Source organism: Lelliottia sp. WB101, assembly GCF_003051885.1.
GTDB classification, from domain to species: domain Bacteria; phylum Pseudomonadota; class Gammaproteobacteria; order Enterobacterales; family Enterobacteriaceae; genus Enterobacter; species Enterobacter nimipressuralis.
In genome coordinates, this window is the sequence record NZ_CP028520.1 from 2,941,902 (window position 1) to 2,961,864 (window position 19,963).

22 protein-coding genes are annotated in these 19,963 nt (G+C 60.2%); 18 read left to right on the top strand and 4 right to left on the bottom strand.

The genetic code is table 11. From position 1 onward, the window contains the following. Positions 1-11 precede the first annotated feature (11 nt). On the bottom strand, positions 12-968 hold the full coding sequence (locus tag DAI21_RS14115; RefSeq protein ID WP_100779853.1) for an AraC family transcriptional regulator: 957 nt from the start codon (positions 966-968) through the stop codon (positions 12-14). Positions 969-1,084: 116 nt separating this feature from the next. Here DAI21_RS14115 and DAI21_RS14120 point away from each other — a divergent pair, with 116 nt between their 5' ends. Further along, positions 1,085-2,272, top strand: coding sequence for an MFS transporter (locus DAI21_RS14120; RefSeq protein ID WP_100779854.1), 1,188 nt, complete (start codon positions 1,085-1,087; stop codon positions 2,270-2,272). A gap of 44 nt (positions 2,273-2,316) precedes the next feature. Here the strand turns inward: DAI21_RS14120 and gap are convergent, their stop codons facing one another. The 3 genes from gap to hpaX form a co-directional block, all read right to left on the bottom strand. Continuing rightward, complete coding sequence (gene gap / locus DAI21_RS14125; RefSeq protein ID WP_107703389.1) at positions 2,317-3,327, bottom strand: type I glyceraldehyde-3-phosphate dehydrogenase; 1,011 nt, start codon at positions 3,325-3,327, stop codon at positions 2,317-2,319. A 78-nt stretch (positions 3,328-3,405) separates the two neighbouring features. After that, a complete protein-coding gene (locus DAI21_RS14130) occupies positions 3,406-4,386 on the bottom strand; it encodes a GlxA family transcriptional regulator (RefSeq protein WP_107703390.1) in 981 nt (326 codons plus the stop codon). A 31-nt stretch (positions 4,387-4,417) separates the two neighbouring features. Next, positions 4,418-5,806 (bottom strand): 4-hydroxyphenylacetate permease, encoded by a 1,389-nt coding sequence (hpaX, locus tag DAI21_RS14135; protein WP_107703391.1) that lies wholly within the window; start codon positions 5,804-5,806, stop codon positions 4,418-4,420. A 245-nt stretch (positions 5,807-6,051) separates the two neighbouring features. Between hpaX and DAI21_RS14140 the strand changes: the two genes are divergently transcribed. From DAI21_RS14140 to catA, 17 genes are all read left to right on the top strand, one after another. Beyond that, positions 6,052-6,525 carry a MarR family winged helix-turn-helix transcriptional regulator gene (locus DAI21_RS14140; RefSeq protein ID WP_100779858.1) on the top strand — a complete coding sequence of 158 codons (474 nt, stop codon included), beginning with the start codon at positions 6,052-6,054 and terminating at the stop codon, positions 6,523-6,525. A 333-nt stretch (positions 6,526-6,858) separates the two neighbouring features. Then, the gene (locus DAI21_RS14145; protein ID WP_107703392.1) at positions 6,859-7,983 is read left to right on the top strand and encodes an amidase; all 1,125 of its coding nucleotides are present in this window, start codon (positions 6,859-6,861) and stop codon (positions 7,981-7,983) included. Positions 7,984-8,079: 96 nt separating this feature from the next. After that, positions 8,080-9,207 (top strand): acyl-CoA dehydrogenase family protein, encoded by a 1,128-nt coding sequence (locus DAI21_RS14150; protein WP_107703393.1) that lies wholly within the window; start codon positions 8,080-8,082, stop codon positions 9,205-9,207. Positions 9,208-9,229: 22 nt separating this feature from the next. Beyond that, positions 9,230-9,589 (top strand): IacB protein, encoded by a 360-nt coding sequence (locus DAI21_RS14155; protein WP_100779861.1) that lies wholly within the window; start codon positions 9,230-9,232, stop codon positions 9,587-9,589. 4 nt (positions 9,590-9,593) lie between these two features. After that, entirely contained in the window at positions 9,594-10,124 is a 531-nt protein-coding gene (locus DAI21_RS14160; protein ID WP_107703394.1) for a nuclear transport factor 2 family protein, read from the top strand. A 2-nt stretch (positions 10,125-10,126) separates the two neighbouring features. Beyond that, positions 10,127-11,440 (top strand): Rieske 2Fe-2S domain-containing protein, encoded by a 1,314-nt coding sequence (locus DAI21_RS14165; RefSeq protein WP_107703395.1) that lies wholly within the window; start codon positions 10,127-10,129, stop codon positions 11,438-11,440. Further along, positions 11,440-11,919, top strand: coding sequence for an aromatic-ring-hydroxylating dioxygenase subunit beta (locus DAI21_RS14170; RefSeq protein ID WP_107704256.1), 480 nt, complete (start codon positions 11,440-11,442; stop codon positions 11,917-11,919). The genes DAI21_RS14165 and DAI21_RS14170 overlap by 1 nt, the downstream gene beginning before the upstream one ends. A 10-nt stretch (positions 11,920-11,929) precedes the next feature. Further along, the gene (locus DAI21_RS14175) at positions 11,930-12,664 is read left to right on the top strand and encodes an SDR family NAD(P)-dependent oxidoreductase (protein ID WP_107703396.1); all 735 of its coding nucleotides are present in this window, start codon (positions 11,930-11,932) and stop codon (positions 12,662-12,664) included. A 9-nt stretch (positions 12,665-12,673) separates the two neighbouring features. Next, a complete protein-coding gene (locus DAI21_RS14180; protein ID WP_107703397.1) occupies positions 12,674-13,606 on the top strand; it encodes a PDR/VanB family oxidoreductase in 933 nt (310 codons plus the stop codon). Between the two features lie 10 nt (positions 13,607-13,616). After that, positions 13,617-14,111: a flavin reductase gene (locus DAI21_RS14185; protein ID WP_100779866.1), complete on the top strand. Its 495-nt coding sequence runs from the start codon at positions 13,617-13,619 to the stop codon at positions 14,109-14,111. 92 nt (positions 14,112-14,203) lie between these two features. Continuing rightward, positions 14,204-15,460: an MFS transporter gene (locus tag DAI21_RS14190; protein ID WP_199908249.1), complete on the top strand. Its 1,257-nt coding sequence runs from the start codon at positions 14,204-14,206 to the stop codon at positions 15,458-15,460. Then, on the top strand, positions 15,457-16,143 hold the full coding sequence (locus DAI21_RS14195; RefSeq protein ID WP_107703399.1) for a 3-oxoacid CoA-transferase subunit A: 687 nt from the start codon (positions 15,457-15,459) through the stop codon (positions 16,141-16,143). The genes DAI21_RS14190 and DAI21_RS14195 overlap by 4 nt, the downstream gene beginning before the upstream one ends. Continuing rightward, the gene (locus DAI21_RS14200; protein ID WP_107703400.1) at positions 16,140-16,802 is read left to right on the top strand and encodes a 3-oxoacid CoA-transferase subunit B; all 663 of its coding nucleotides are present in this window, start codon (positions 16,140-16,142) and stop codon (positions 16,800-16,802) included. The genes DAI21_RS14195 and DAI21_RS14200 overlap by 4 nt, the downstream gene beginning before the upstream one ends. A 10-nt stretch (positions 16,803-16,812) precedes the next feature. Then, positions 16,813-17,592 (top strand): 3-oxoadipate enol-lactonase, encoded by a 780-nt coding sequence (gene pcaD, locus DAI21_RS14205; RefSeq protein ID WP_107703401.1) that lies wholly within the window; start codon positions 16,813-16,815, stop codon positions 17,590-17,592. After that, on the top strand, positions 17,576-18,691 hold the full coding sequence (locus tag DAI21_RS14210; RefSeq protein WP_107703402.1) for a muconate cycloisomerase family protein: 1,116 nt from the start codon (positions 17,576-17,578) through the stop codon (positions 18,689-18,691). The genes pcaD and DAI21_RS14210 overlap by 17 nt, the downstream gene beginning before the upstream one ends. An 11-nt stretch (positions 18,692-18,702) precedes the next feature. Next, entirely contained in the window at positions 18,703-18,993 is a 291-nt protein-coding gene (gene catC, locus DAI21_RS14215) for a muconolactone Delta-isomerase (protein ID WP_100779872.1), read from the top strand. A gap of 37 nt (positions 18,994-19,030) precedes the next feature. Further along, entirely contained in the window at positions 19,031-19,957 is a 927-nt protein-coding gene (catA, locus tag DAI21_RS14220) for a catechol 1,2-dioxygenase (protein ID WP_107703403.1), read from the top strand. Positions 19,958-19,963 lie beyond the last annotated feature (6 nt).

The window sequence follows — 19,963 nt, forward strand, 5'->3', positions numbered from 1 at the left end:
TGCCTCGCCAGTCAGACCTCTTCGGGGGTCTGACTGGTTTCCCGCAGGGTTCCCGGCGCATGGCCGACGATGCGTTTAAACGCCCGGCTAAAGGCCGCGAGCGATCCATATCCCAGCCGCAACGCCACGGTTTCAATCGCCTGATGTTCATGCCGAATGTACTGAATGGCGAGGCGCATCCTGAGTTCACTCAAATATTTGGCAGGCGTGGTGCCGGTGGCGGATAAAAACCGCTCGGCAAAGACCGAACGCGAGGTGCCGGCCTCTTTTGCCAGCTCCGCCACGCTCCAGTTGACGCCCGGCTGCTGGTGCATGGCATAAATCGCACGGCTCAGACGTGGGTCGCGCAGTACCTGCACCCAGCCCGTAGCTTTCCCGCAGCCCGCTTCCACCCAGCCGCGCACGATGAGGGCGGCCACCACATCGGCGAGACGCGCCAGAATCCCGGCGAAACCGACCTGCCGGGTCATGGATTCCCGCTCCATCGCCGCCAGCAGCGGGTGGATCTCCGGCCAGGTCGACATCAGACGGCTCACCATCATCACTTCCGGCATCGCTTTGATCAGAGGCTGCATCCCGCCCAGCTCAAAATCCATACATCCGCTGAATATCACCACGTTTTCACTTTCCGGGCACGGCTCGCAGGTGATGGCGCACACGGAGTTGCAAATCGGCTCGCTGGGAAACGCCGACACCGGGGTGACCGTGGCATTTTCATCCGACAGCAGGGCGTGGGCATTGCCGTTAGGAATAAACAGCGCATCGCCGCTGCTCAGGGTAAACACCGCGCCGCTCTCCATGCGCAGCACCGCTGAACCGTGGCTGACGAAATGAAACTGCGCTTTGCCGGGGGCCTGGGTGAACGCCACGCCAAAAGGGGCGCTGGCCTCGATGCGGCGGTATTTCACGCCGGAGAGACGCATTCCACGTAAAAGCTCACTGATTAAATCGGGCGACTGAACGGTCATGGGCACAACTCCGGACGAATTATCAATAAGTGAAGATTATATGTCATAGATCGTCCAGGGGGAACGCTCTATGCTTTTGCGACGGTTGTCACATTTTTCTAACGGGAGAGCAACAGATGAATTCAACTATCGCGGCGAGCGAGGCCATAGCGCCCGCAAAACCCGCCTGGCGAGCGGTCTATTCACTGGGACTGGGGGTGTTTGGCCTGATTACGGCGGAGTTTTTACCGGCCAGTTTGTTAACGCCGATGGCTGCCAGTCTCGGCGTCAGCGAAGGGATGGCCGGGCAGGCGGTGACCGCAACGGCGCTGGTCGCGCTGGTGACCGGGCTGCTGATTACGCCCGCCACCAAAAGCATCGACCGCCGCTGGGTGCTGATGTTTTTCTCTGTGCTGCAAATTATCTCCAGCCTGCTGGTGGCCTTTGCGCCGAATTTGCAGGTACTGCTGATGGGACGCCTGCTATTAGGCATCGCTATCGGCGGCTTCTGGGCAATGTCCACGGCCACGGCGATGCGGCTGGTTCCGGCCGATAAGGTGCCGAAAGCGCTGGCGGTGATCTTCTCCAGCGTGTCGATAGCAACCGTGGTCGCCGCGCCGCTCGGCAGCTACCTGGGCAGTCTGATCGGCTGGCGTAACGTCTTTATCCTCTGCATTCTGCCGAGCATGCTGGCGCTGCTCTGGCAGCTGTGGGTGCTCCCGTCAATGAAACCGGAGAGCAGTGGCAGTCTCGGGACGTTGCTGCGCGTGCTGCGCCGCCCTGGCATGATCGGCGGGCTATTAGCCACGGTGCTGATTTTTAGCGGTCACTTTGCCTTCTTTACCTACCTGCGCCCGTTCCTTGAAACCGTCGGGCAGGCGAGCGTCGAGAGCATTTCGCTGATCCTGCTGGGCTTTGGCCTCGCCAATTTCGTCGGCACCTCGATTGCCGGGCATCTGCTGGCGCGCAATTTACGTCTGACGCTGGCGCTGGTGCCGTTTGCAATGGGCGTTCTGGCGCTGATCATGGTGGCATACGGCCATCTGGCGATGCTCGACGGCCTGCTGGTGGCGCTGTGGGGCTTTGCCTTTGGCCTGGTGCCGGTGGGCTGGTCGACCTGGCTTGCGACCACGGTGCCGGACGAAGCCGAAAGTGCGGGTGGCTTGCTGGTGGCGTCGATTCAGTTTGCGATTGGTGCAGGTGCGGCAGGCGGCGGGGCGGTGTTTGATCTCAACGGTGCCAGCGGGGTATTCGCCGGAAGCGGCTTGCTGCTGGTGAGCGCGATGGTGATTGTCTTGATGGGCGTTCGTGTCAAAGCGGAATAACGGTTAAAAGCCGGGTGGCGGCGATGTCGCCACCCGACGCGGTTTTACACCCCTTTGCGATCCATCAGCAGCGCCAAATCGACCAGGCGGTTCGAGAAGCCCCACTCGTTGTCATACCAGGCGAGGATCTTCACCATATTGCCGCCGATGACCAGCGTAGAAAGCCCGTCGATAATCGATGAGCGCGGATCGCCCTGATAATCACTCGATACTAATGGCTCGTCGCTGTAGCCCAGAATGCCCTGCAATGGCCCGGCAGAGGCCGCTTCACGAAACGCGGCGTTGACCTCATCCACCGTTACCTCCCGGCTCAGGGTGACGGTCAAATCGACAATCGACACCACCGGCACCGGAACGCGCAGGGAATACCCGGTCAGACGTCCGTCCAGCTCAGGAATCACTTTCCCCAGCGCCTTCGCCGCGCCGCTGGAGTAGGGGACAATCGACAGGGCCGCCGCCCGCGCGCCGCGCAGATCTTTCTCCGGCTGGTCGTGCAGTGCCTGGCTGTTGGTGTAGGCGTGAGTGGTGTTCATCAGGCCATGTTCGATGCCGAAGTGCTGATGCAGCACCTGCGCGGCGGGTGCCAGACCGTTCGTGGTGCAGCTGCCGTTGCTCACCACAAAGTGCTGAGCCGGATCGTACAGCCGATCGTTCACGCCCATCACAACGGTCAAATCGTCGTTTTTACCCGGGGCGGAGATGATGACGCGTTTTGCGCCGCCGCTCTCAATATGCACCGCCGCTTTCTCGCGGTCAGTGAAGAAGCCGGTCGCTTCAATCACCACGTCCACTTCGACATTACGCCACGGAATAGCGGCCGGGTCGCGCTCGCTGAAGACCCTAATCTGTTTGCCATCCACCTGTAGATGATTATCGGCAGCCTCAACGGATACCGGCAGCGTCCCTAACAGGGAATCGTATTTCAGCAGATGGGCGAGGGTTTTACTGTCCGTCAGATCGTTAATCGCCACGATCTGAATCTCCGGGTTACCGAGGGCGGCGCGTAAGAAATTGCGACCGATTCTGCCGAAACCATTAATACCGACCTTAACCATGATGCGCTCCTTAACTGTGGTGTCTGGAGTCACTGTAGGCTTCAGGTGAAATGGCGTAAATGACAAAAAAGGATCAGATTACGCCATTTTGCGGCAGTGGAATCGTTGACGATACTCGCTGGGGGTAAGGTGGAGCTGTTTCTCAAACACCCGGCGCAGGTTGATGCTGCAGCCAAATCCGCTCTGCTCGGCGATGCGGTCCAGCGGCTCGCTTGTCTGCTCCAGCAGCTGACGGGCGGCGGCGAGACGGGCTTCCATCACGTAGCGTGCCGGAGAAGCGCCCGTTTCACGGGTAAAGACGCGGGTGAAATTGCGCGGACTCATGGCCGCCTGCTCCGCCAGTTTTTCGACGCACAGATCGGCCGTGAGATTGTTAAGTATCCAGGTTTGCAATTCGCTGACCGGCCCGGCGCTGGCGGATGAGTTCAGGTTATAGCGGCTGAACTGCAGCTGTCCGCCGGGACGGCGCAAATACATCACCAGATCCTGAGCCACGTCTCGCGCCAGGGTAAAACCGTAGTCCTCTTCAACCAGCGCCAGCGTGAGATCAAACCCGGAACTCACCCCGCCGGACGTCCAGATGGGACCATCCTGAATATAGAGCGGGCCGCCTACGACGTTGATGGCAGGCCAGCTTTTTTGCATCGTCTCCAGCAGCCGCCAGTGGGTGGTCGCGCGACGTCCATCCAGCAGGCCGCTTTGTGCCAGCAGCATCGCCCCGCCACAAATCGAGGCGATGCGCCGGGCATGGGGTGCGGCCAGATGCAGCCAGTCCACCACGGCGGTGCTCTCCTGCTCGTTCATCCCGCGGCCGGTGATGATGATGGTGTCGAGCGGCTCACGCGGATCCAGCTCCGGCAGACGATAGTCCGCCAGCAGGTTTAGCCCGGACTGACCGTGGATCACCTGGTGCGGCTGGGTGGTGGCGATAATAATGCGATAGCGAGGCTGGGCGAGGCCTTCCGGATGGAGCTGGTTGGCCTGCATCAGAATGTCTGCGATACCGGCGGCTTCGAACAACATGCCGCCGTCAGGGACGATAATCAGGATTTTCTTCATGTCCTGAAAAGTATCTTTATTACACAATAAGTCAAGTCGAGAGTGGGGCGGCAGCGTTCTGCGGCTGGGTTTTGCTCATCGGGATCAGCGCAATGATCAGCGCGCCCAGCACCAGGAAACCGGCCACCATGAAGATCCCGGCGTTGAAGTTTCCGGTGACGTCTTTCATCCAGCCCATCAGCAGCGGACCGAGTGCCGCACCGGTCATCCCGGTGGCGTTAATCACCGCAATCCCGACGGCTCGAGCGCGCAGGGAAATATAGCGATCCGGCGTGGTCCAGAAGATCACCATCGCCGCGAACGCGCCTGCCGACGCCATCACAATCCCGGTGAACTGCAGCACCGCTTGCGTGCTGGAGGCAGTTAACATCCACCCCGCCGCGGCAAACAGATAGGGCAGCAGAGTGTGGATTTTACGCTCGTTCAGGCGATCCGAACGCTTACTCCACCAGACCATTGCCACAATGGTACACACCTGCGGAATGGCACTCAGCAACCCGATGGTGACATTGCTGCTGGTTTCGTTGAAGCTGCGCAGAATCAGCGGCGTCCAGACGCTCAGGGCGCTGAGGGTATTGGTGAGACAGAAATAGGCCACCGTGTAGAGAATAATGATGGGGGTAAACAGTTCGCGCGCCACGCTGCGCTGCGGCAACAGCGACGTGCTCGCGTCCAGCTGCGTTTTGCGTGCAGCGATCTTATCCGCTTCCAGCATCTCCGCCAGGCAGGCTTTGTCATCTTCCGTCAGCCATTTGGCCTTCGACGGGCTGTCATCCAGCCAGAACCAGACCACCAGACCCAACAGCACGGACGGGAAACCCTCCAGCAGGAACAGCCACTGCCAGCCTTTCAGATTCAGCAGGCCGTCCATGTTCAGGATATACCCGGAGGCCAGCGAACCGAGCGCCATGGTGACCGGCATCGCAATCATAAACAGCGCGTTAGCGCGCGCACGATAATGGGCCGGGAACCAGTAGGTTAAATAGAGCAACAGGCCCGGCAAAAAGCCCGCTTCCGCAATCCCGACCAGCATACGCAGCACGTACAGGCTGTTCGGTCCGGTGGCGAACATGGTGGCGGTGGACGCGATCCCCCACACCACCATCAGCACCGCGATCCAGCGTCGCGCGCCGACAATACTCAGCATGATATTGCTGGGAATACCGCAAATGACATACATCACGTAGAACAGGGTGGTCGCGAGGCCAAACATGGTGCTGGTCAGACCCAGATCTTTGCCCATTGTCAGGCCGGCAAAGCCAATGTTGATGCGGTCGAGGTAGGAAAAAACGAACAAAATAAATAAAAACACAATCAGCCGACGGAACAGCTTTTTGATCACGGCCTGCTGGCGAGGGTCCAGAGCGTCGGGCGCAGGCGACGGCGGGCGCGTCTGCTCCACAGAAGAACGTTCGTTCATGAATAGCTCCACATTGCGATTATTAGAATTAGCGTACAGGTCGGCTAAACGTATAGAAAACAGCCACCGCAACCGTCAATGCAATGTGTAAAAAATGATACGTAATTGTTAATCAGTTAGCATTTTTGAATCATAATGCGATCGGGATCTCTTATACGTTTCAGCACCCGTTCAGATAGGCTTAGTCGCCGCAGATTCGCAGGGTATAATCGTTCACTCTGACGCTTTTTTTGGTAAGGAAACGCATGACAACAATAAAAAATACCCCGGACGGCGCACCTGACGATCCCGCCTTTCATCGCGAAGAGTTTCCGTTTTACTGGATCGTGAATGTGTATGCGCGCTACACGCAAATCATGGAAATTACACTGAAAAAAGCCCAGCTGGATGTCTCTCGCTTCCGGGTTCTGATGGTGACTCACCAGTACGGCAAGGCCAGTATTTCGCAGATTTCCGAGTACGCGATGGCGAAAATGCCCACGGTCACCAAAATCGTCGGACGGCTGCGCGATGACGGCCTGGTCACCACCGCAAGCAGCGAACAGGACGCGCGCGTCACGGAAGTGATGCTCACGGAGGCCGGTCGCAAAAAAGTGGAAGAGGCCTACGCATACACCAGCAAAGTGTTCGAAAAAGGCTTCAAGGGCATGACCGCCAGTCAGGTCGAGAAAATGAATCTCTCCCTGGCAAAGGTACTGGATAACCTCAACGAACTGTGAGGTCAAAATATCCGATGACAAATTTGTGAACTCCGTAGTCTTTCTTTCTAACTCTCTGTAATTTAATCATTAATTTTCTTATGCCGCGCTGAATGCTCAGGGCGGCACCCCTTTCTGATTCCCGCCATTTTGTCTTATTTTTCATCACCCTGAATCAGTAACCTTATTGAATCAAAGGTTAATTAAATGTTGCGTAAGCGTGAAATTAACGTGAAAGATTACTTGAATTTTCATCTAATTCTTCCATGATTGACCTAACGTTAGTCAGGACAAAGAGGCAGCACTGACTGCCCGCCTGAATATGATTCATTTTTTCTGGTTAAGGTATCAATCATGAAGCCAGTTTATGAGAGCAATGGTTACGTTGAGCAATTTACCCTCGGTGAGGGCGACCTGCGATTTGCGGTCAAAGACACCCTGGATATTGCCGGGCACCCGACCCGCGCAGGCTGCCCGGCGCTGGAAAACGCACCGCTGGCCCGCCAGCACGCCAGAGTGGTTGCGACGCTACTGGAAAACCACTGCCAGCTGACGGGCAAAACCACGCTGCATGAGCTGGCGTTTGGTGTCACCGGGATCAACTCCTGGAGCGGCACGCCGGTGAACCCGCGCTATCCAGAGCTGATTCCGGGCGGTTCATCCAGCGGATCTGCCGCCGTTGTCGCCTCCGGTGAGGTCGATTTCTCCCTCGGCACCGACACCGGCGGCTCCGTCAGAATGCCTGCCGCCTGCTGCGGCGTGCTGGGCTTCAAACCGGGCTACGGCGTGCTCAGTCGTCACGGCGTTATGGCAGCCCAAAGCTCGCTCGACTGCGTCGGCGTCTTTGCCCGCAATGCCACAGTGCTGCGCCAGGTTATGACCCGGCTTTCCGTCGCCGTGGGGGAACCGCTCAGCGAACTGCCGCCGATGGCCTTCATCTCTGCCGCGTTACCGGAAATCGATGACCGCATTCTCAAGGTACTTGCCGCATGCGGCGTACGCCCTGAGCAGGCCGGGTTGCCCGCCCTGAACGATGCGCATCGCGCAGGTTTAACCCTCATCAGCCATGAAAACTGGCAGGCCTTCAGCCCGCTGCTGGCGAGCAACGCCGTCTCCGCGGATGTGGCTGCCCGTATTCGCGCCGGGGCAGATATCAGCGCCGAAGCGCTGGCATCTGCTGAACAGGTGCGCAGTGAATTCACCGCGCAGGTCGACGCACTGCTGTCAAAAACACCGCTGCTGGCGCTGGCGACACTGCCTGAACTGCCTCCTACCCTTGAGGAGGCCGCCGATCCCCTGAGCGTGGTCAATCTCACATGCCTGGTCCGCCCGTTTAACCTCAGCGGCCATCCGGCCATTACCCTTGCGGTAGATGAACTGCATGGCCGCCCGGTTTCGCTCCAGCTGGTGGCTGCCAAAGGCCACGACGGGCTGCTGGTGCAGGCCGTCGAGTGGCTCACCGGACGACGACAACCCTAAACATTCCGTTTTTCTTTGCCTGATGACTCAGTGAGTTCGACTCATTGCGGACGCGCTCGCCTCGCGCACACCGCACAACCCTTTTCGGAGGACGCTATGTCTGCCATCCATGTTCGTGAGGAGCTTGTTCCGCTATTGAGTGATGTTGCGACTCGCAGCGGCGATTTTGAGCATCAACGTCATATCTCTGACGACATCATTACCCGCTTCAAACAGGTGGGCGTCTACCGCGCCCTGGTGCCAAAACAGTACGGCGGAGACGAGTGCTCCCCGGCGCAGTTTTGCGAGCTGATTGAGCAGATCTCCACCGCCGACGGCTCGGCAGGCTGGGTAGCCAGTTTCGGCATGAGCCCGTTTTATCTCGGCGCACTGCCACCGGAAACCCTAAAGGAACTCTATCGCGACGGGCCGGATGTGGTCTTTGCGGGCGGGATTTTCCCGACGCAAAAAGCACGGCAGGCCGACGGCGGCTACCGCGTTAGCGGACGCTGGAGTTTTGCCAGCGGCAGCATGGGGGCCTCGGTGCTCGGCGTCGGGATCTTGCCCGAGGGCGATCAGGCCCTGCCGCGCATGGCGGTTCTGCCACGGGCGAGCGTGCAGATCGATCCCGTCTGGGACACCGTCGGCCTTGCCGGAACCGGCAGCCACGATCTGGTGGTCAACGATGCCTTTGTCCCGCAGGAGTGGACCTTCATTCGCGGCGGCGCGCTGAATTTCGACGGGCCGCTGTACCGCTACCCGGTGCTGTCACTGGCGACCCAGGTGCTCTCCGTGGTGGCACTCGGCGTGGCCCGCGCGGCGCTCAACGAAATCTACGCGATCGCCCATCGTCAACAGTCTGTCACCGGCGCACCGCGCCTGGCCGATCGCCAGCAGGCGCAGATGCAAATTGCCCGCTGCGAAGCCGAACTGCGCTCCGCCCGCGCCTGGTTCTATGAGGCCATCGACGACGTCTGGCAGTGCCTGCTGGCCGGGAACGAGGCGAGCTGCGCGCAGATCAACGCCCTGCGACTCTCTTCTACTCACGTCACCCGCGTGGCTGCCGACGTGGCGCGTCAGGCGCTGGCGCTGAACGGCATGGGCGGCGTCACCATGGCCAGCCCGCTGCAACGTTTTGTGCGCGACACCATGGTGATCACCCAGCACGCCTTTATGGGCGATCTCTCGTACCTGAACGCCGGTACGGTCTTTTTCGGCGGAAAACCGCTGCCCGGTTATTTGTGATTTTTAACGAAAGGAGCAACAGATGAGCCAGTCAACAACCTTACGCGTGCTGTTTTGCATCGGCGTAAACCAGAACTTTTTCGACGCCAGCCCGGCGGAAGCCAAACAGGTTTGGGGCGCATTCGGCGTGATGATGAAAGGGATCGAAGAGACCCAGGGCATCCGCGTCATCGGCAACATGGATGACGACCAGCTGATGGTCGGCCCGTCCACTACCGCCCCCTGGACCACCTATGTGCTGGCAGACGCGGAGAAACTGGAAAATGTGGCGGCGGTCTGCAACCTGTTCCGCACCACGCCGGTGGGTGAGAGCGGCAGCAAGCTGTGGAAGTACTGCAAAATCGAAGCCCGCGTGGGCCGTGAACTGATTATTCAGGGCTAAGACCATGAACGCACAGGATGCGCTGCGCTTACAGCAGCTCGAAGACAGCCAGGCGGCCCGCGTGTGTATCAGCGATTACATGCGCCTGTGCGACCAGCTTGACAGCCCTGAAACCGTGCAGTCGATTGGCGCGCTCTTTACCGCCGACGCCTGCTGGGAAGGGCTGGGCGAACCCTACGCCTCGCGGCTCGGTAAACATCAGGGCCGCGAAGCGATTATCACTCTGATGGCGAGCTACGTGCGACAACCCGCCCACTTCGCCATGAACGCGCACTTTCTCTGCTCGGAGGCGCTAAGCCACACGCCGGACGGCGAACTGCGGGGGCGCTGGCTGATGCTGCAAACTTCGGCGTTTACCGCCGGTGGCGCGCACCTGAACGCGGCGGAAATTTGCGTCACTTTTGCGCGCGACGCGAACGGCATGGCGATGCGCCACTTCACCACCCGCAACCTGTTCAGCCGACCGGTGGACCACTGGCATGCGGCGGATGCGTTACCTGTCCCTGAGAAAAATAACGACGTGCAGGAGAAATAGACATGCAATGTGATCACCTGATAACCATCAAAAACATCGACACTTCACCGCAGGCGATACCGGACACGGCAGAGATAGCGGCGCTGGTACAGTCCGACCGCGTACACACGTCGCTCTACACCTCGGACGATCTGTTCCAGCTCGAACTGGATCGCATCTTCAGCAAGACCTGGGTCTGGGTGGCACACGCCAGTGAAATCCCGGAGACCGGGAGCTTTAAAACCACTGAGCTAGGCACCCAGCCGGTGATCGTGGTGCGCGACCGCAAAGGTAACGTCCACACGCTGCTTAACCGCTGCCGCCACCGCGCGGCGACCGTGTGCGAACACCGCAGTGGCAAAACCAACAGTTTCGTCTGCCCGTACCACGGCTGGGGCTACGCGCTGGACGGCAGCCTGCGCGGCGTGCCGCATCCGGAAAGCTACGCCGACCAGCTGGAAAAAGGCGAGCTGGGGCTGATTTCCCTGCGCACGGAACAGTATGCGGGGATGATTTTCGCCACCTTTAACGATCAGATCGAACCGCTGGAAGAGTTCCTCGGCGCGGCGAAAAAATGGATGGATCTGTTTATGAAGCAGGGGGCGGGCTACCCAATTAAAACCGGGCCAGCCCACCGTTTCCGCTTCCCCGGCAACTGGAAAATCCAGCTGGAAAACACCACCGACGGCTACCACTTCCCGGTGGTTCACCGCTCGTTCCTCAGCTCTGTCGATAAGCAGACGGAAGAGATGCTGAATTTCGTTGACGGCAGCGGCTACGTCGAAGACCTGGGCAACGGCCACAGCGTAATGGTGATGATCCCGGAGCTGGTGGATCTCGACGCCAACCTCGACGCGCCAATCCCGGAGCGCTTTGAGACGCTGGCAGAGGCCCTGCGTGCCGATCACGACGAACAGCAGGTGCGCCGTATCGTGCGCGCCGTCGGCGGCTCCGGCTTTAACCTGAATATCTTCCCCAACATCGCCTGTTCGATGGCGTTTTTCCGCGTACTCCAGCCGATTTCCGTGAATGAAACGGAAATCCACCACGCGGTGATCACCATGGACGGTGGGCCGGAAATTGCCAACCAGGCGCGTCTGCGTCTGCACGAACACTTCCAGGGGCCGATGGGCTTCGGCACGCCGGACGACTCGGAGGCCTGGGAGCGTGTTCAGCGCGGGGCAACGGCGGGGGATGATCTCTGGATCATGCTCAATCGCGGGCTGGCGGGAGAGTACCGCACCGACGACGGCCTGCGCAGCGACGTTAGCGCCGAAACCGGGATGCGCGCCGCCTACCAGCAGTGGAAAAAACTGATGACGGAGAGCGAAAAATGATGACCCCAGAATCTGAACTCTTTGCCGCCGTGACGCTGATTAACCTTGAGGGCGACTTGCTCGATCAGGGCGAATTCAGCGCCTGGCTGGATCTGTGGCAGCACGACGGTCTGTACGTCGTCCCGATCGATCAGAACGAGACGGATTTCAAAAACACCCTCAACTACGCCTGTGACGATCACCACATGCGCGAAAAACGCGTTCACCGCCTCTACAGCGGGGAGTCGATTTCGACCACGCCGCGCGCACGTACTCTGCGCACGTTGTCGCGTTTTCGTCTGCTGGAATCACGCGACGGCCTGATCGTGGTGCGCGGAGCGCAATCCCTGTGGGAACACCGCAAAGGTCACAGCCGCCATTACGCGGCGGATATCACCTGGCAGCTGCAGCGCGAAGGCGACCGCCTGCGCATCCAGCAAAAGGTGATCCGTCTGGTCAACAGCGACGATGTGCTGCACAGCATCGGCTACATCCTCTGAGGCATCGCTCATGACGCAAACCGTATTAGTGACCGGCGCGGCAGCCGGTCTGGGAAATGTTATCGCGGCGCACCTCCTGGCGCAGGGGTTCCAGGTGGTGCTGACGGACGTCGACGCCGCGCGTGCGCAACAGGCGGCGGACGCTCTTGACCACGACAAGGTACTGGCGCTGGGGCTGGATATCCGCCAGCCGGGCGACTTCACCCGTGCCCTCGATGCCACGCTCGCCCGTTTTGGCAGCTTACAGGTGCTGGTGAACAACGCTGCGCTGACCCTCGCCACGCCGGTGATGGAGATCGGCGTCGACGAGTTCGACCGGGTGCTCAGCACTAACCTGCGCGGCACCTTTGTCGGCTGCCAGACGATGGGACGCTACTTCGCCGCCCAGGGTTACGGTCGCATTATCAACCTGGCATCCCTCGCCGGACAGAACGGTGGTACCGCGTCCGGTGCCCATTACGCGGCGTCAAAGGGCGGCATTTTGACCCTCACGAAAGTCTTCGCCCGCGAGCTGAGTCGCTCGGGCGTGACGGTCAATGCTATTGCGCCCGGTCCGATGGATCTGCCGACGGTACACGCCCTGGTACCGGAAGAAAAAATGGCCGGACTGCTGCAGATGATCCCGGTCGGGAAACTCGGCGAGGCGGAGTTTGTTGCCGAAGCCGTGGCGTTGCTCGCTTCACCGCAGGCGTCGTTTGTCACCGGGGCCACCTGGGACATCAACGGCGGCCTGTTTATGCGCTAAGGAGTTCTCATGCTGACATTACAGGTCATCCGACGTGAACTGCAGGGCGAGGTGGTGCTGCTGACCCTGGCGCGCAGGGATGGAGGCCCGCTTCCGGCGTTTCGCGCAGGCGCCCATATCGATCTGCACCTGAGCGCCGATCTGATTCGCCCGTACTCCCTGTGCAGCGACCCGCAGAACAGCCAGCACTACCAGCTCGGCGTGCTGAAAGAGATCAACTCGCAGGGCGGATCGCGAGCGGTGCATGCCCTGTGCGAAGGCGATGAAATTCAGGTCAGCGAGCCGCGCAACCTGTTTGTACTGGACGACAGCGCGGCATACAGCCTGCTGATCGGCGGCGGGATTGGTATCACGCCCATGCTGGCGATGGCCGCAGAGCTGCACGCCGCCGGACGCGCGTTTTCGCTGCACTACTGCGCCCGTTCGCGTTCACAGGCGGCGTTTATTCCGCAGCTGGAAAATGCACCGTTCGCCGGGCGAGTGCATCTGCACTTTAGCGATGAGCAGCGCCTGGATCTGGCGGCGGTGTTGTGCGACGTCCCTGACAACACCCACGTCTACACCTGCGGCCCGACGCGGCTGATGGATGCGGTGACCGATCAGGCTAACGCGCAGGGGTACCGCGCTGAGCAAATTCATCAGGAGTGTTTCAGCGCCGAGGTCCAGACCGGCGGCAGCGCGTTTGAGGTGGTGGCGGCAAGCAGCGGGATCACCGTGAAAGTGCTGGAAAACCAGACCATCGTCGAGGCGCTGGCCGGGGCCGGGCTGAAGGTAAATGTGTCGTGCAAGCAGGGGATTTGCGGCAGTTGCCTGACGGACGTGCTGGAAGGCGAGCCGGATCACCGCGACCACTACCTGACCGACGAAGAGAAAGCCGAGGGCGATCAGATCCTGCTGTGCTGTTCCAGGGCGAAATGCCCCCGTTTAGTTATCGATTTGTAAGGAATCACTTATGACACTGCAAACAGAATTTCGTAACGCGATGGCGCAGCTCGGCAGCGCAGTCTCGGTGATCACCACCGACGGCCCGGCGGGGAAATTTGGTTTTACCGCGTCGGCGGTCTGTAGCGTGACGGATCAGCCGCCGACGCTTCTGGTGTGTATGAACCGCAACTCTTACGCCCATCAGCATTTCAAACAGAACGGCACCCTGTGCGTCAACGTACTTTCCGGCGATCACCAGGGGCTGTCCGGCGTTTTCGCCAACGCCAGTCTGCGGTCGGAGGAGCGCTTTTTGCACGACAGCTGGCAGGTGATGAGCAGCGGCGCGCCGGTGCTCAGCTCGTCCGTCGCCAGCTTCGACTGCACCATCGACACCTGCCATGAAGTGGGTAGCCACAGCGTTTTCTACTGCCAGGTGCAGGCGATTCGCATCAGCGAGCAGCCGCGCGGGCTGGTCTACTTTAACCGCCGCTATCACACCGTCGGTGGCGATGTGCAGGCGTAAGCCCACCACAACAAGAGGGGACGCGCGTCATGAGTAATGTCGTCACTGAAAGTACCGCTACCACCGCCACCGGCGGCCAGGACGCGCAGCAGATGCGCAAACTGGTGGTGGCCTCGGTGCTGGGGAATGCGCTCGAGTGGTATGACTTTTTTCTGTATGGGACGGCGGCGGCGCTGGTGTTTGGCCCGCTGTTCTTCCCGGTTGGCGGCGATCCGCTTCAGGGCACGCTACTGGCTTTTTCTGGTTTCGCAGTGGGTTTTCTGGCGCGGCCGCTGGGCGGGATAGTCTTCGGGCATATCGGCGATCGCTACAGCCGCAAAATGACGCTGATCATGACCCTGACGCTAATGGGCGCCACCACCTTTGTGATCGGTCTGCTGCCGGTCTACGCGCAGATTGGTCTCTGGGCACCACTGTCGCTCATCACTCTGCGCTTCCTGCAGGGCGTGGCGTCGGGCGGGGAGTGGGGCGGCGGCGTGCTGATGCTGAGCGAAAACGCGCCCGCCTCGCGTCGCGGGTACTACACCGCCTGGAGCCAGATGGGGGTTTCCGGTGGGTTTGTCCTCTCGGCGTTCGCCTTTTACCTGGTGCAGCAACTGCCTGAATCGGACTTTATGCGCTGGGGCTGGCGCGTGCCGTTCCTGTTGAGCATCGTCATCTTTTTAGTCGGCGTTTATATCCGCAAAAACATCCGCGAGAGCAAGGCGTTTACCCAGGCGAAGCCGGAAGCGCAGCACGAAAAAATCCCGCTGCTGGTACTGATTCGCGACCACCCGAAAGCGCTGCTGCAGGCGATTGCTCTGCGCCTGCCGGAGAACGGCGCGTCCTACATCTTCTTTACCTTCTCGGTGGTCTACGCCCGCCATATCGGCATCAGCACCGGGGAGATCATCAGCGCTGTAACGCTGGCGATGCTGGTGGAGTTCTTCTCGATTCTGTTCTGGGGCGCGCTGTCGGACCGCATCGGACTCAAGCCGGTCTACTACATCGGCGTGATTGGCCTGCTGGTGATGGCATTCCCGTTCTTCTGGCTGCTCTCCACCGGCACGTACGGCTGGATCATGCTGGCGATGCTGCTCGGACTGCCGTTCTGCCACGGGGCGATGATCGGCACTCAGCCCTGCATCATGAGCGATCTCTTCCCGGTGCGGGTGCGCTACTCCGGCCTGGCGCTGGGGCACGAAGTGGGATCGATATTTTCCGGCGGTCTGGGACCGATGCTGGCGGTGGCGTTGCTGATGGAGTTCAACGCCTCGTGGCCCGTCTCCCTGCTGCTGGTGGTTTACGCGCTACTGGCGTGGATTGCCCTGCGCAGCCTGCCCGGTAACAACAAAGAGGCTCTGGAATGATTGATAAACGGATTGCCACGCTGGATGACGCAGTGGCGGATATTTTTGATGGCGCGACGGTCATGGTCGGCGGTTTTGGCCCGGCGGGGCAGCCGTCGGAACTGTTGGATGCGTTAATCCGCCGTCGCCCGCGCGGACTGACCCTCATCAGCAACAACGCCGGTAACGGCGACTACGGACTGGCGGCGCTGCTGAAAGCCGGATGCGTGAAGAAGGTGATCTGCTCCTTCCCGCGCCAGGTGGATTCATGGGTGTTTGACGATTTGTATCGTCGCGGCGAGGTTGAGCTGGAGCTGGTGCCGCAGGGCAATCTCGCGGCGCGGATTCAGGCGGGCGGCTCAGGGTTAGGCGGTATTTTTACCCCCACTGGCTTTGGCACCGCGCTTGCCGAAGGCAAAGAGACGCGTCGCATCGACGGTAGAGATTACGTGTTTGAACTGCCGCTCAAAGCCGATTTTGCGCTGATCAAAGCCCTGAAAGCCGACCGCTGGGGCAACCTGGTGTACGACAAAACCGGCCGCAACTTCGGTCCCATTATGGCCGCCGCCGCCCGCTGCACCATCGCGCAGGTGAGCGAGTTTGTGGCCCTCGGCGAACTGGACCCGGAAGCGGTGGTGACGCCGGGGATTTTTGTGCAGCGCCTGATTAACGCGTCCGCCACGTCACTCAAGGAGACAGCGTGAACACATTGACTCACCAACAGCTTGCCGAGCGCATCGCCCGGGATATTCCCGAGGGGGCTTATGTGAATCTCGGCATCGGCATGCCGACGCAGATTGCTAACTATCTTCCGGCGGATCGCGAGATTTTCCTGCACAGCGAAAACGGCATTCTCGGCATGGGGCCGGCACCTGCGCCGGGAGAGGAGGACCCGGAGCTGATCAACGCCGGAAAACAGCCGGTGACGCTGCTGGCGGGCGGCTGCTATTTCCACCACGGCGACTCCTTCACCATGATGCGCGGCGGGCACCTGGATATTTGCGTGCTCGGGGCTTATCAGGTGTCGGCGAGTGGGGATCTCGCCAACTGGAGCACCGGCGCGCCGTCCTCCATTCCTGCCGTCGGCGGGGCGATGGATCTGGCGATTGGCGCGAAGCAGGTATTCGTGATGACCGAACATCTGACCAAAAAAGGCGAGTGCAAAATCGTTGAACAGTGCAGCTATCCCCTGACCGGGATGGCCTGCATCGATCGCATTTACACCGATATGGCGGTGATGGATATCACCCCCGAAGGTGTGGTGGTGCGCGAACTGTTTGGCGATGTGACCGCTGAGTATTTGCAGTCTGTCACGCCGGTAGCGCTGTCCTTTGCGCTATTGACCGACGACGCGACGGCGTAAAGGAGAACATATGGAAATCGAATTCCGCCTTGATGGCCCTGAGGGCGCGCCGCTGCTGGTGCTGTCGAACTCTCTTGGTACCACCTGGGCGATGTGGCAGGCACAACTCCCGGCGCTGACGCAGTATTTTCGCGTGCTGCGCTACAACACGCGCGGACACGGGCGCTCAGCCGTCGGGCAGCAGCCCGTCACCCTTGAGCGACTTGGCCAGGATGTGATTGCGCTGCTGGATCACCTCGACGTGGAGCGGGCCTGTTTTTGTGGGATTTCCCTCGGCGGCCTGACCGGGATGTGGCTCAACCGCCACGCGCCAGAGCGTTTTCATCGGATTGTGGTCGCCAATACCGCCGCGCGGATTGGGCAGGAGGAGGGCTGGCGGCAGCGCGCGGCACGGGTGCGCGAGCAGGGGATGTCCCCCGTCGCCGAGAGCGCAGCCGACCGCTGGTTTACATCTGCGTTTCGCCACAGCAATCCGGAGGTGGTTTATCCGCTGATCGAACAGCTCGCCGCGACCCCAGCCGAGGGCTACGCCGCCTGCTGCGACGCGCTGGCCGTCGCCGATCTGCACGATGACCTTACGCACATGTCCCGTCCGATGCTGGTGATTGCCGGGGAGTACGATCCGGTCACTACGCCCCGTGACGCCGAGGCCATCGTGGTGGATGCGCCACACGCGCACGTTCTCATTTTACCGGCGTCGCACCTCTCGAACGTGGCCTGCGCGGCGGCGTTTAACCAGCATGTGACCACTTTTCTCACCGCAGGAGCCGCACATGAGCTTAACCATTGAATCCATCACCTGCTGGCGGGTGGATATTCCGACTATTCGCCCGCACAAACTGTCGATGGCGACCATGGGCTGCCAGACCCTGACCATTGTGCGTATGACCTGCGCCGAGGGCGTGGTTGGCTGGGGGGAGGCCACCACTATCGGCGGGCTGAGCTACGGTGCGGAAAGCCCGGAAGGGATCCGCTCGGCGATTGAGACCTATCTCGCGCCGCTGCTGAGTGGCCAGACATTCAGCGGCGTGGCGGCCCTTGCGGAGAAGATGAATGCCAGCGTGAAAGGCAACACCTTTGCCAAATCGGCGCTGGAAACCGCGTTTCTCGATGCGCAGGGAAAACAGCTGAATGTGCCCGTCAGCAGCCTGCTCGGCGGCGCACTCACTTCCCGTCTGCCGGTGCTCTGGACGCTGGCGAGCGGCGATACCGCCAGGGATATCGAGGAAGGCAAACGCCTGCTGGCGCAAGGGCGGCACAACACCTTCAAACTGAAAATCGGCGCGGGCGAGCTGAACAGCGATATCCGCCACGCGCTGGCGATCAAATCGGCGCTGGGCGAAGAGGTCAGCATTCGGGTGGATGTGAATCAGGCGTGGGATCTGACGAGCGCGATCAAGGGGATGGCGCTGTTACAGGCGGGCGGCATCGACCTGGTCGAGCAGCCAATTCCGCTGTGGGACACCCGCGGCCTGATCGCCCTGAGCCAGCGTTTTACCCTGCCGATTCTGGCGGACGAGGCGGTGGCCACCGCTCATGACGGATATGCCCTGGCGAGCGGCGGGTTTACCGGCGCGTATGCGCTCAAAATTGCCAAAGCGGGCGGCCCGGCACAGGCCCTGAAGCTGGCGCACGTGGCGCAGGCCGCAGGCGTTGCGCTGTACGGCGGCACGATGCTGGAAGGTACGCTCGGCACGGTGGCGTCGCTGCACGCCTGGTCGACGGTGAAAATGCAGTGGGGCACCGAAATGTTCGGCCCGCTGCTGCTGAAAGATGACATCGTCGTATCCCCCCTCGATTTCAGCGACGGCCAGGTGACTTTACCGCAAGGGCCGGGACTGGGCGTTGAGATTGACGAAGACAAACTGCGTTATTACGCCAGAAAATAAAGGAGCCTCTCATGCTATTTAAAGTGGAAATGACGGTGAATATTCCCTCCACGCTGCCTGTCGCACAGGTGGAGGAAATAAAGGCGCAAGAAAAAGCCTATTCGCAGCAATTACAGCGCGAAGGCAAATGGCTGCATATCTGGCGGGTGGTCGGGCAATACGCCAACGTCAGTCTGTTTGAGGTGAAAGATAATCAGGAGCTGCACGACATATTAACCGGCCTGCCGCTTTTTCCTTATATGGAGATTACCGTGCAGGCGTTGTGCGCTCATCCGTCGTCTATTTATTTTGAAAAGTCGTAACAGCGAAAAAAACCTTACCCTACAAGAGGAATACGCAATGTCAGTGAATCCGGCAAAACAAACAGAACTGGAAACGTTACTCGCGATCAGCAGCGGATTAAATGCCACGCAGGGCAACCCGCGTTTTAAAGCGATTATGCATCAGCTGCTCGGCGATCTGTGTCTGACCATTAAAAAGTTTGATATTACCGACGAAGAGTTCTGGCTGGCGGTGAACTATTTAAATGAGCTGGGCGAGCGGAAAGAGGCGGCGCTGCTGGCGGCAGGGTTAGGGCTGGAGCACTACCTCGATATGCGCGCCGACGAAAAAGAGGCGGCGGCGGGGAATGACGTTGGCACCCCGCGCACCATCGAAGGGCCGCTGTATGTGGCGAACGCGCCGCTCAGCGAGGGCTATGCCCGCATGGATGACGGCAGTGAAGACACGGAAACCCTGTGGCTGCACGGCACCATCACCGATCTGGAGGGGAAACCGGTGGCCGATGCCATCGTCGATATCTGGCACGCCAACACCCTCGGCGGCTACTCATTCTTTGATGCTTCCCAGAGCGAATACAACCTGCGCCGCCGCGTGCAGACCGGGCCGGATGGCCGCTATGCGGTGCGCAGTATCGTCCCTTGCGGCTACGGTTGCCCGCCGGATGGTCCAACGCAAAAACTGCTGAACGGACTGGGGCGTCACGGTAATCGTCCGGCTCACATCCATTTTTTTGTCTCTGCGCCCGGCTTTAAACATCTGACGACCCAGATTAACCTCAATGGCGATCAATATTTGTGGGACGATTTTGCCTTTGCCACCCGCGAGGAACTGATTGCTGACCCGGTTAAAATTACCGACAGCAAACTGTCGCAAGCGCGTGATATTAACGGTCCCCATACGGAAGTGAGCTTTAATTTCGCGCTGGTGGCAAGTGACGACAGCCAGCAAGAAGAACGCGGTAAACGCGCCCGCGTGAAAGAATAATACCCG

Bases quoted from the DNA above. Each gene is read 5' to 3' on its own strand.
- DAI21_RS14115 (WP_100779853.1), bottom strand. From the start codon at position 968: ATGACCGTTCAGTCGCCCGATTTAATCAGTGAGCTTTTACGTGGAATG.
- DAI21_RS14120 (WP_100779854.1), top strand. From the start codon at position 1,085: ATGAATTCAACTATCGCGGCGAGCGAGGCCATAGCGCCCGCAAAACCC.
- gap (WP_107703389.1), bottom strand. From the start codon at position 3,327: ATGGTTAAGGTCGGTATTAATGGTTTCGGCAGAATCGGTCGCAATTTC.
- DAI21_RS14130 (WP_107703390.1), bottom strand. From the start codon at position 4,386: ATGAAGAAAATCCTGATTATCGTCCCTGACGGCGGCATGTTGTTCGAA.
- hpaX (WP_107703391.1), bottom strand. From the start codon at position 5,806: ATGAACGAACGTTCTTCTGTGGAGCAGACGCGCCCGCCGTCGCCTGCG.
- DAI21_RS14140 (WP_100779858.1), top strand. From the start codon at position 6,052: ATGACAACAATAAAAAATACCCCGGACGGCGCACCTGACGATCCCGCC.
- DAI21_RS14145 (WP_107703392.1), top strand. From the start codon at position 6,859: ATGAAGCCAGTTTATGAGAGCAATGGTTACGTTGAGCAATTTACCCTC.
- DAI21_RS14150 (WP_107703393.1), top strand. From the start codon at position 8,080: ATGTCTGCCATCCATGTTCGTGAGGAGCTTGTTCCGCTATTGAGTGAT.
- DAI21_RS14155 (WP_100779861.1), top strand. From the start codon at position 9,230: ATGAGCCAGTCAACAACCTTACGCGTGCTGTTTTGCATCGGCGTAAAC.
- DAI21_RS14160 (WP_107703394.1), top strand. From the start codon at position 9,594: ATGAACGCACAGGATGCGCTGCGCTTACAGCAGCTCGAAGACAGCCAG.
- DAI21_RS14165 (WP_107703395.1), top strand. From the start codon at position 10,127: ATGCAATGTGATCACCTGATAACCATCAAAAACATCGACACTTCACCG.
- DAI21_RS14170 (WP_107704256.1), top strand. From the start codon at position 11,440: ATGACCCCAGAATCTGAACTCTTTGCCGCCGTGACGCTGATTAACCTT.
- DAI21_RS14175 (WP_107703396.1), top strand. From the start codon at position 11,930: ATGACGCAAACCGTATTAGTGACCGGCGCGGCAGCCGGTCTGGGAAAT.
- DAI21_RS14180 (WP_107703397.1), top strand. From the start codon at position 12,674: ATGCTGACATTACAGGTCATCCGACGTGAACTGCAGGGCGAGGTGGTG.
- DAI21_RS14185 (WP_100779866.1), top strand. From the start codon at position 13,617: ATGACACTGCAAACAGAATTTCGTAACGCGATGGCGCAGCTCGGCAGC.
- DAI21_RS14190 (WP_199908249.1), top strand. From the start codon at position 14,204: ATGCGCAAACTGGTGGTGGCCTCGGTGCTGGGGAATGCGCTCGAGTGG.
- DAI21_RS14195 (WP_107703399.1), top strand. From the start codon at position 15,457: ATGATTGATAAACGGATTGCCACGCTGGATGACGCAGTGGCGGATATT.
- pcaD (WP_107703401.1), top strand. From the start codon at position 16,813: ATGGAAATCGAATTCCGCCTTGATGGCCCTGAGGGCGCGCCGCTGCTG.
- DAI21_RS14210 (WP_107703402.1), top strand. From the start codon at position 17,576: ATGAGCTTAACCATTGAATCCATCACCTGCTGGCGGGTGGATATTCCG.
- catC (WP_100779872.1), top strand. From the start codon at position 18,703: ATGCTATTTAAAGTGGAAATGACGGTGAATATTCCCTCCACGCTGCCT.
- catA (WP_107703403.1), top strand. From the start codon at position 19,031: ATGTCAGTGAATCCGGCAAAACAAACAGAACTGGAAACGTTACTCGCG.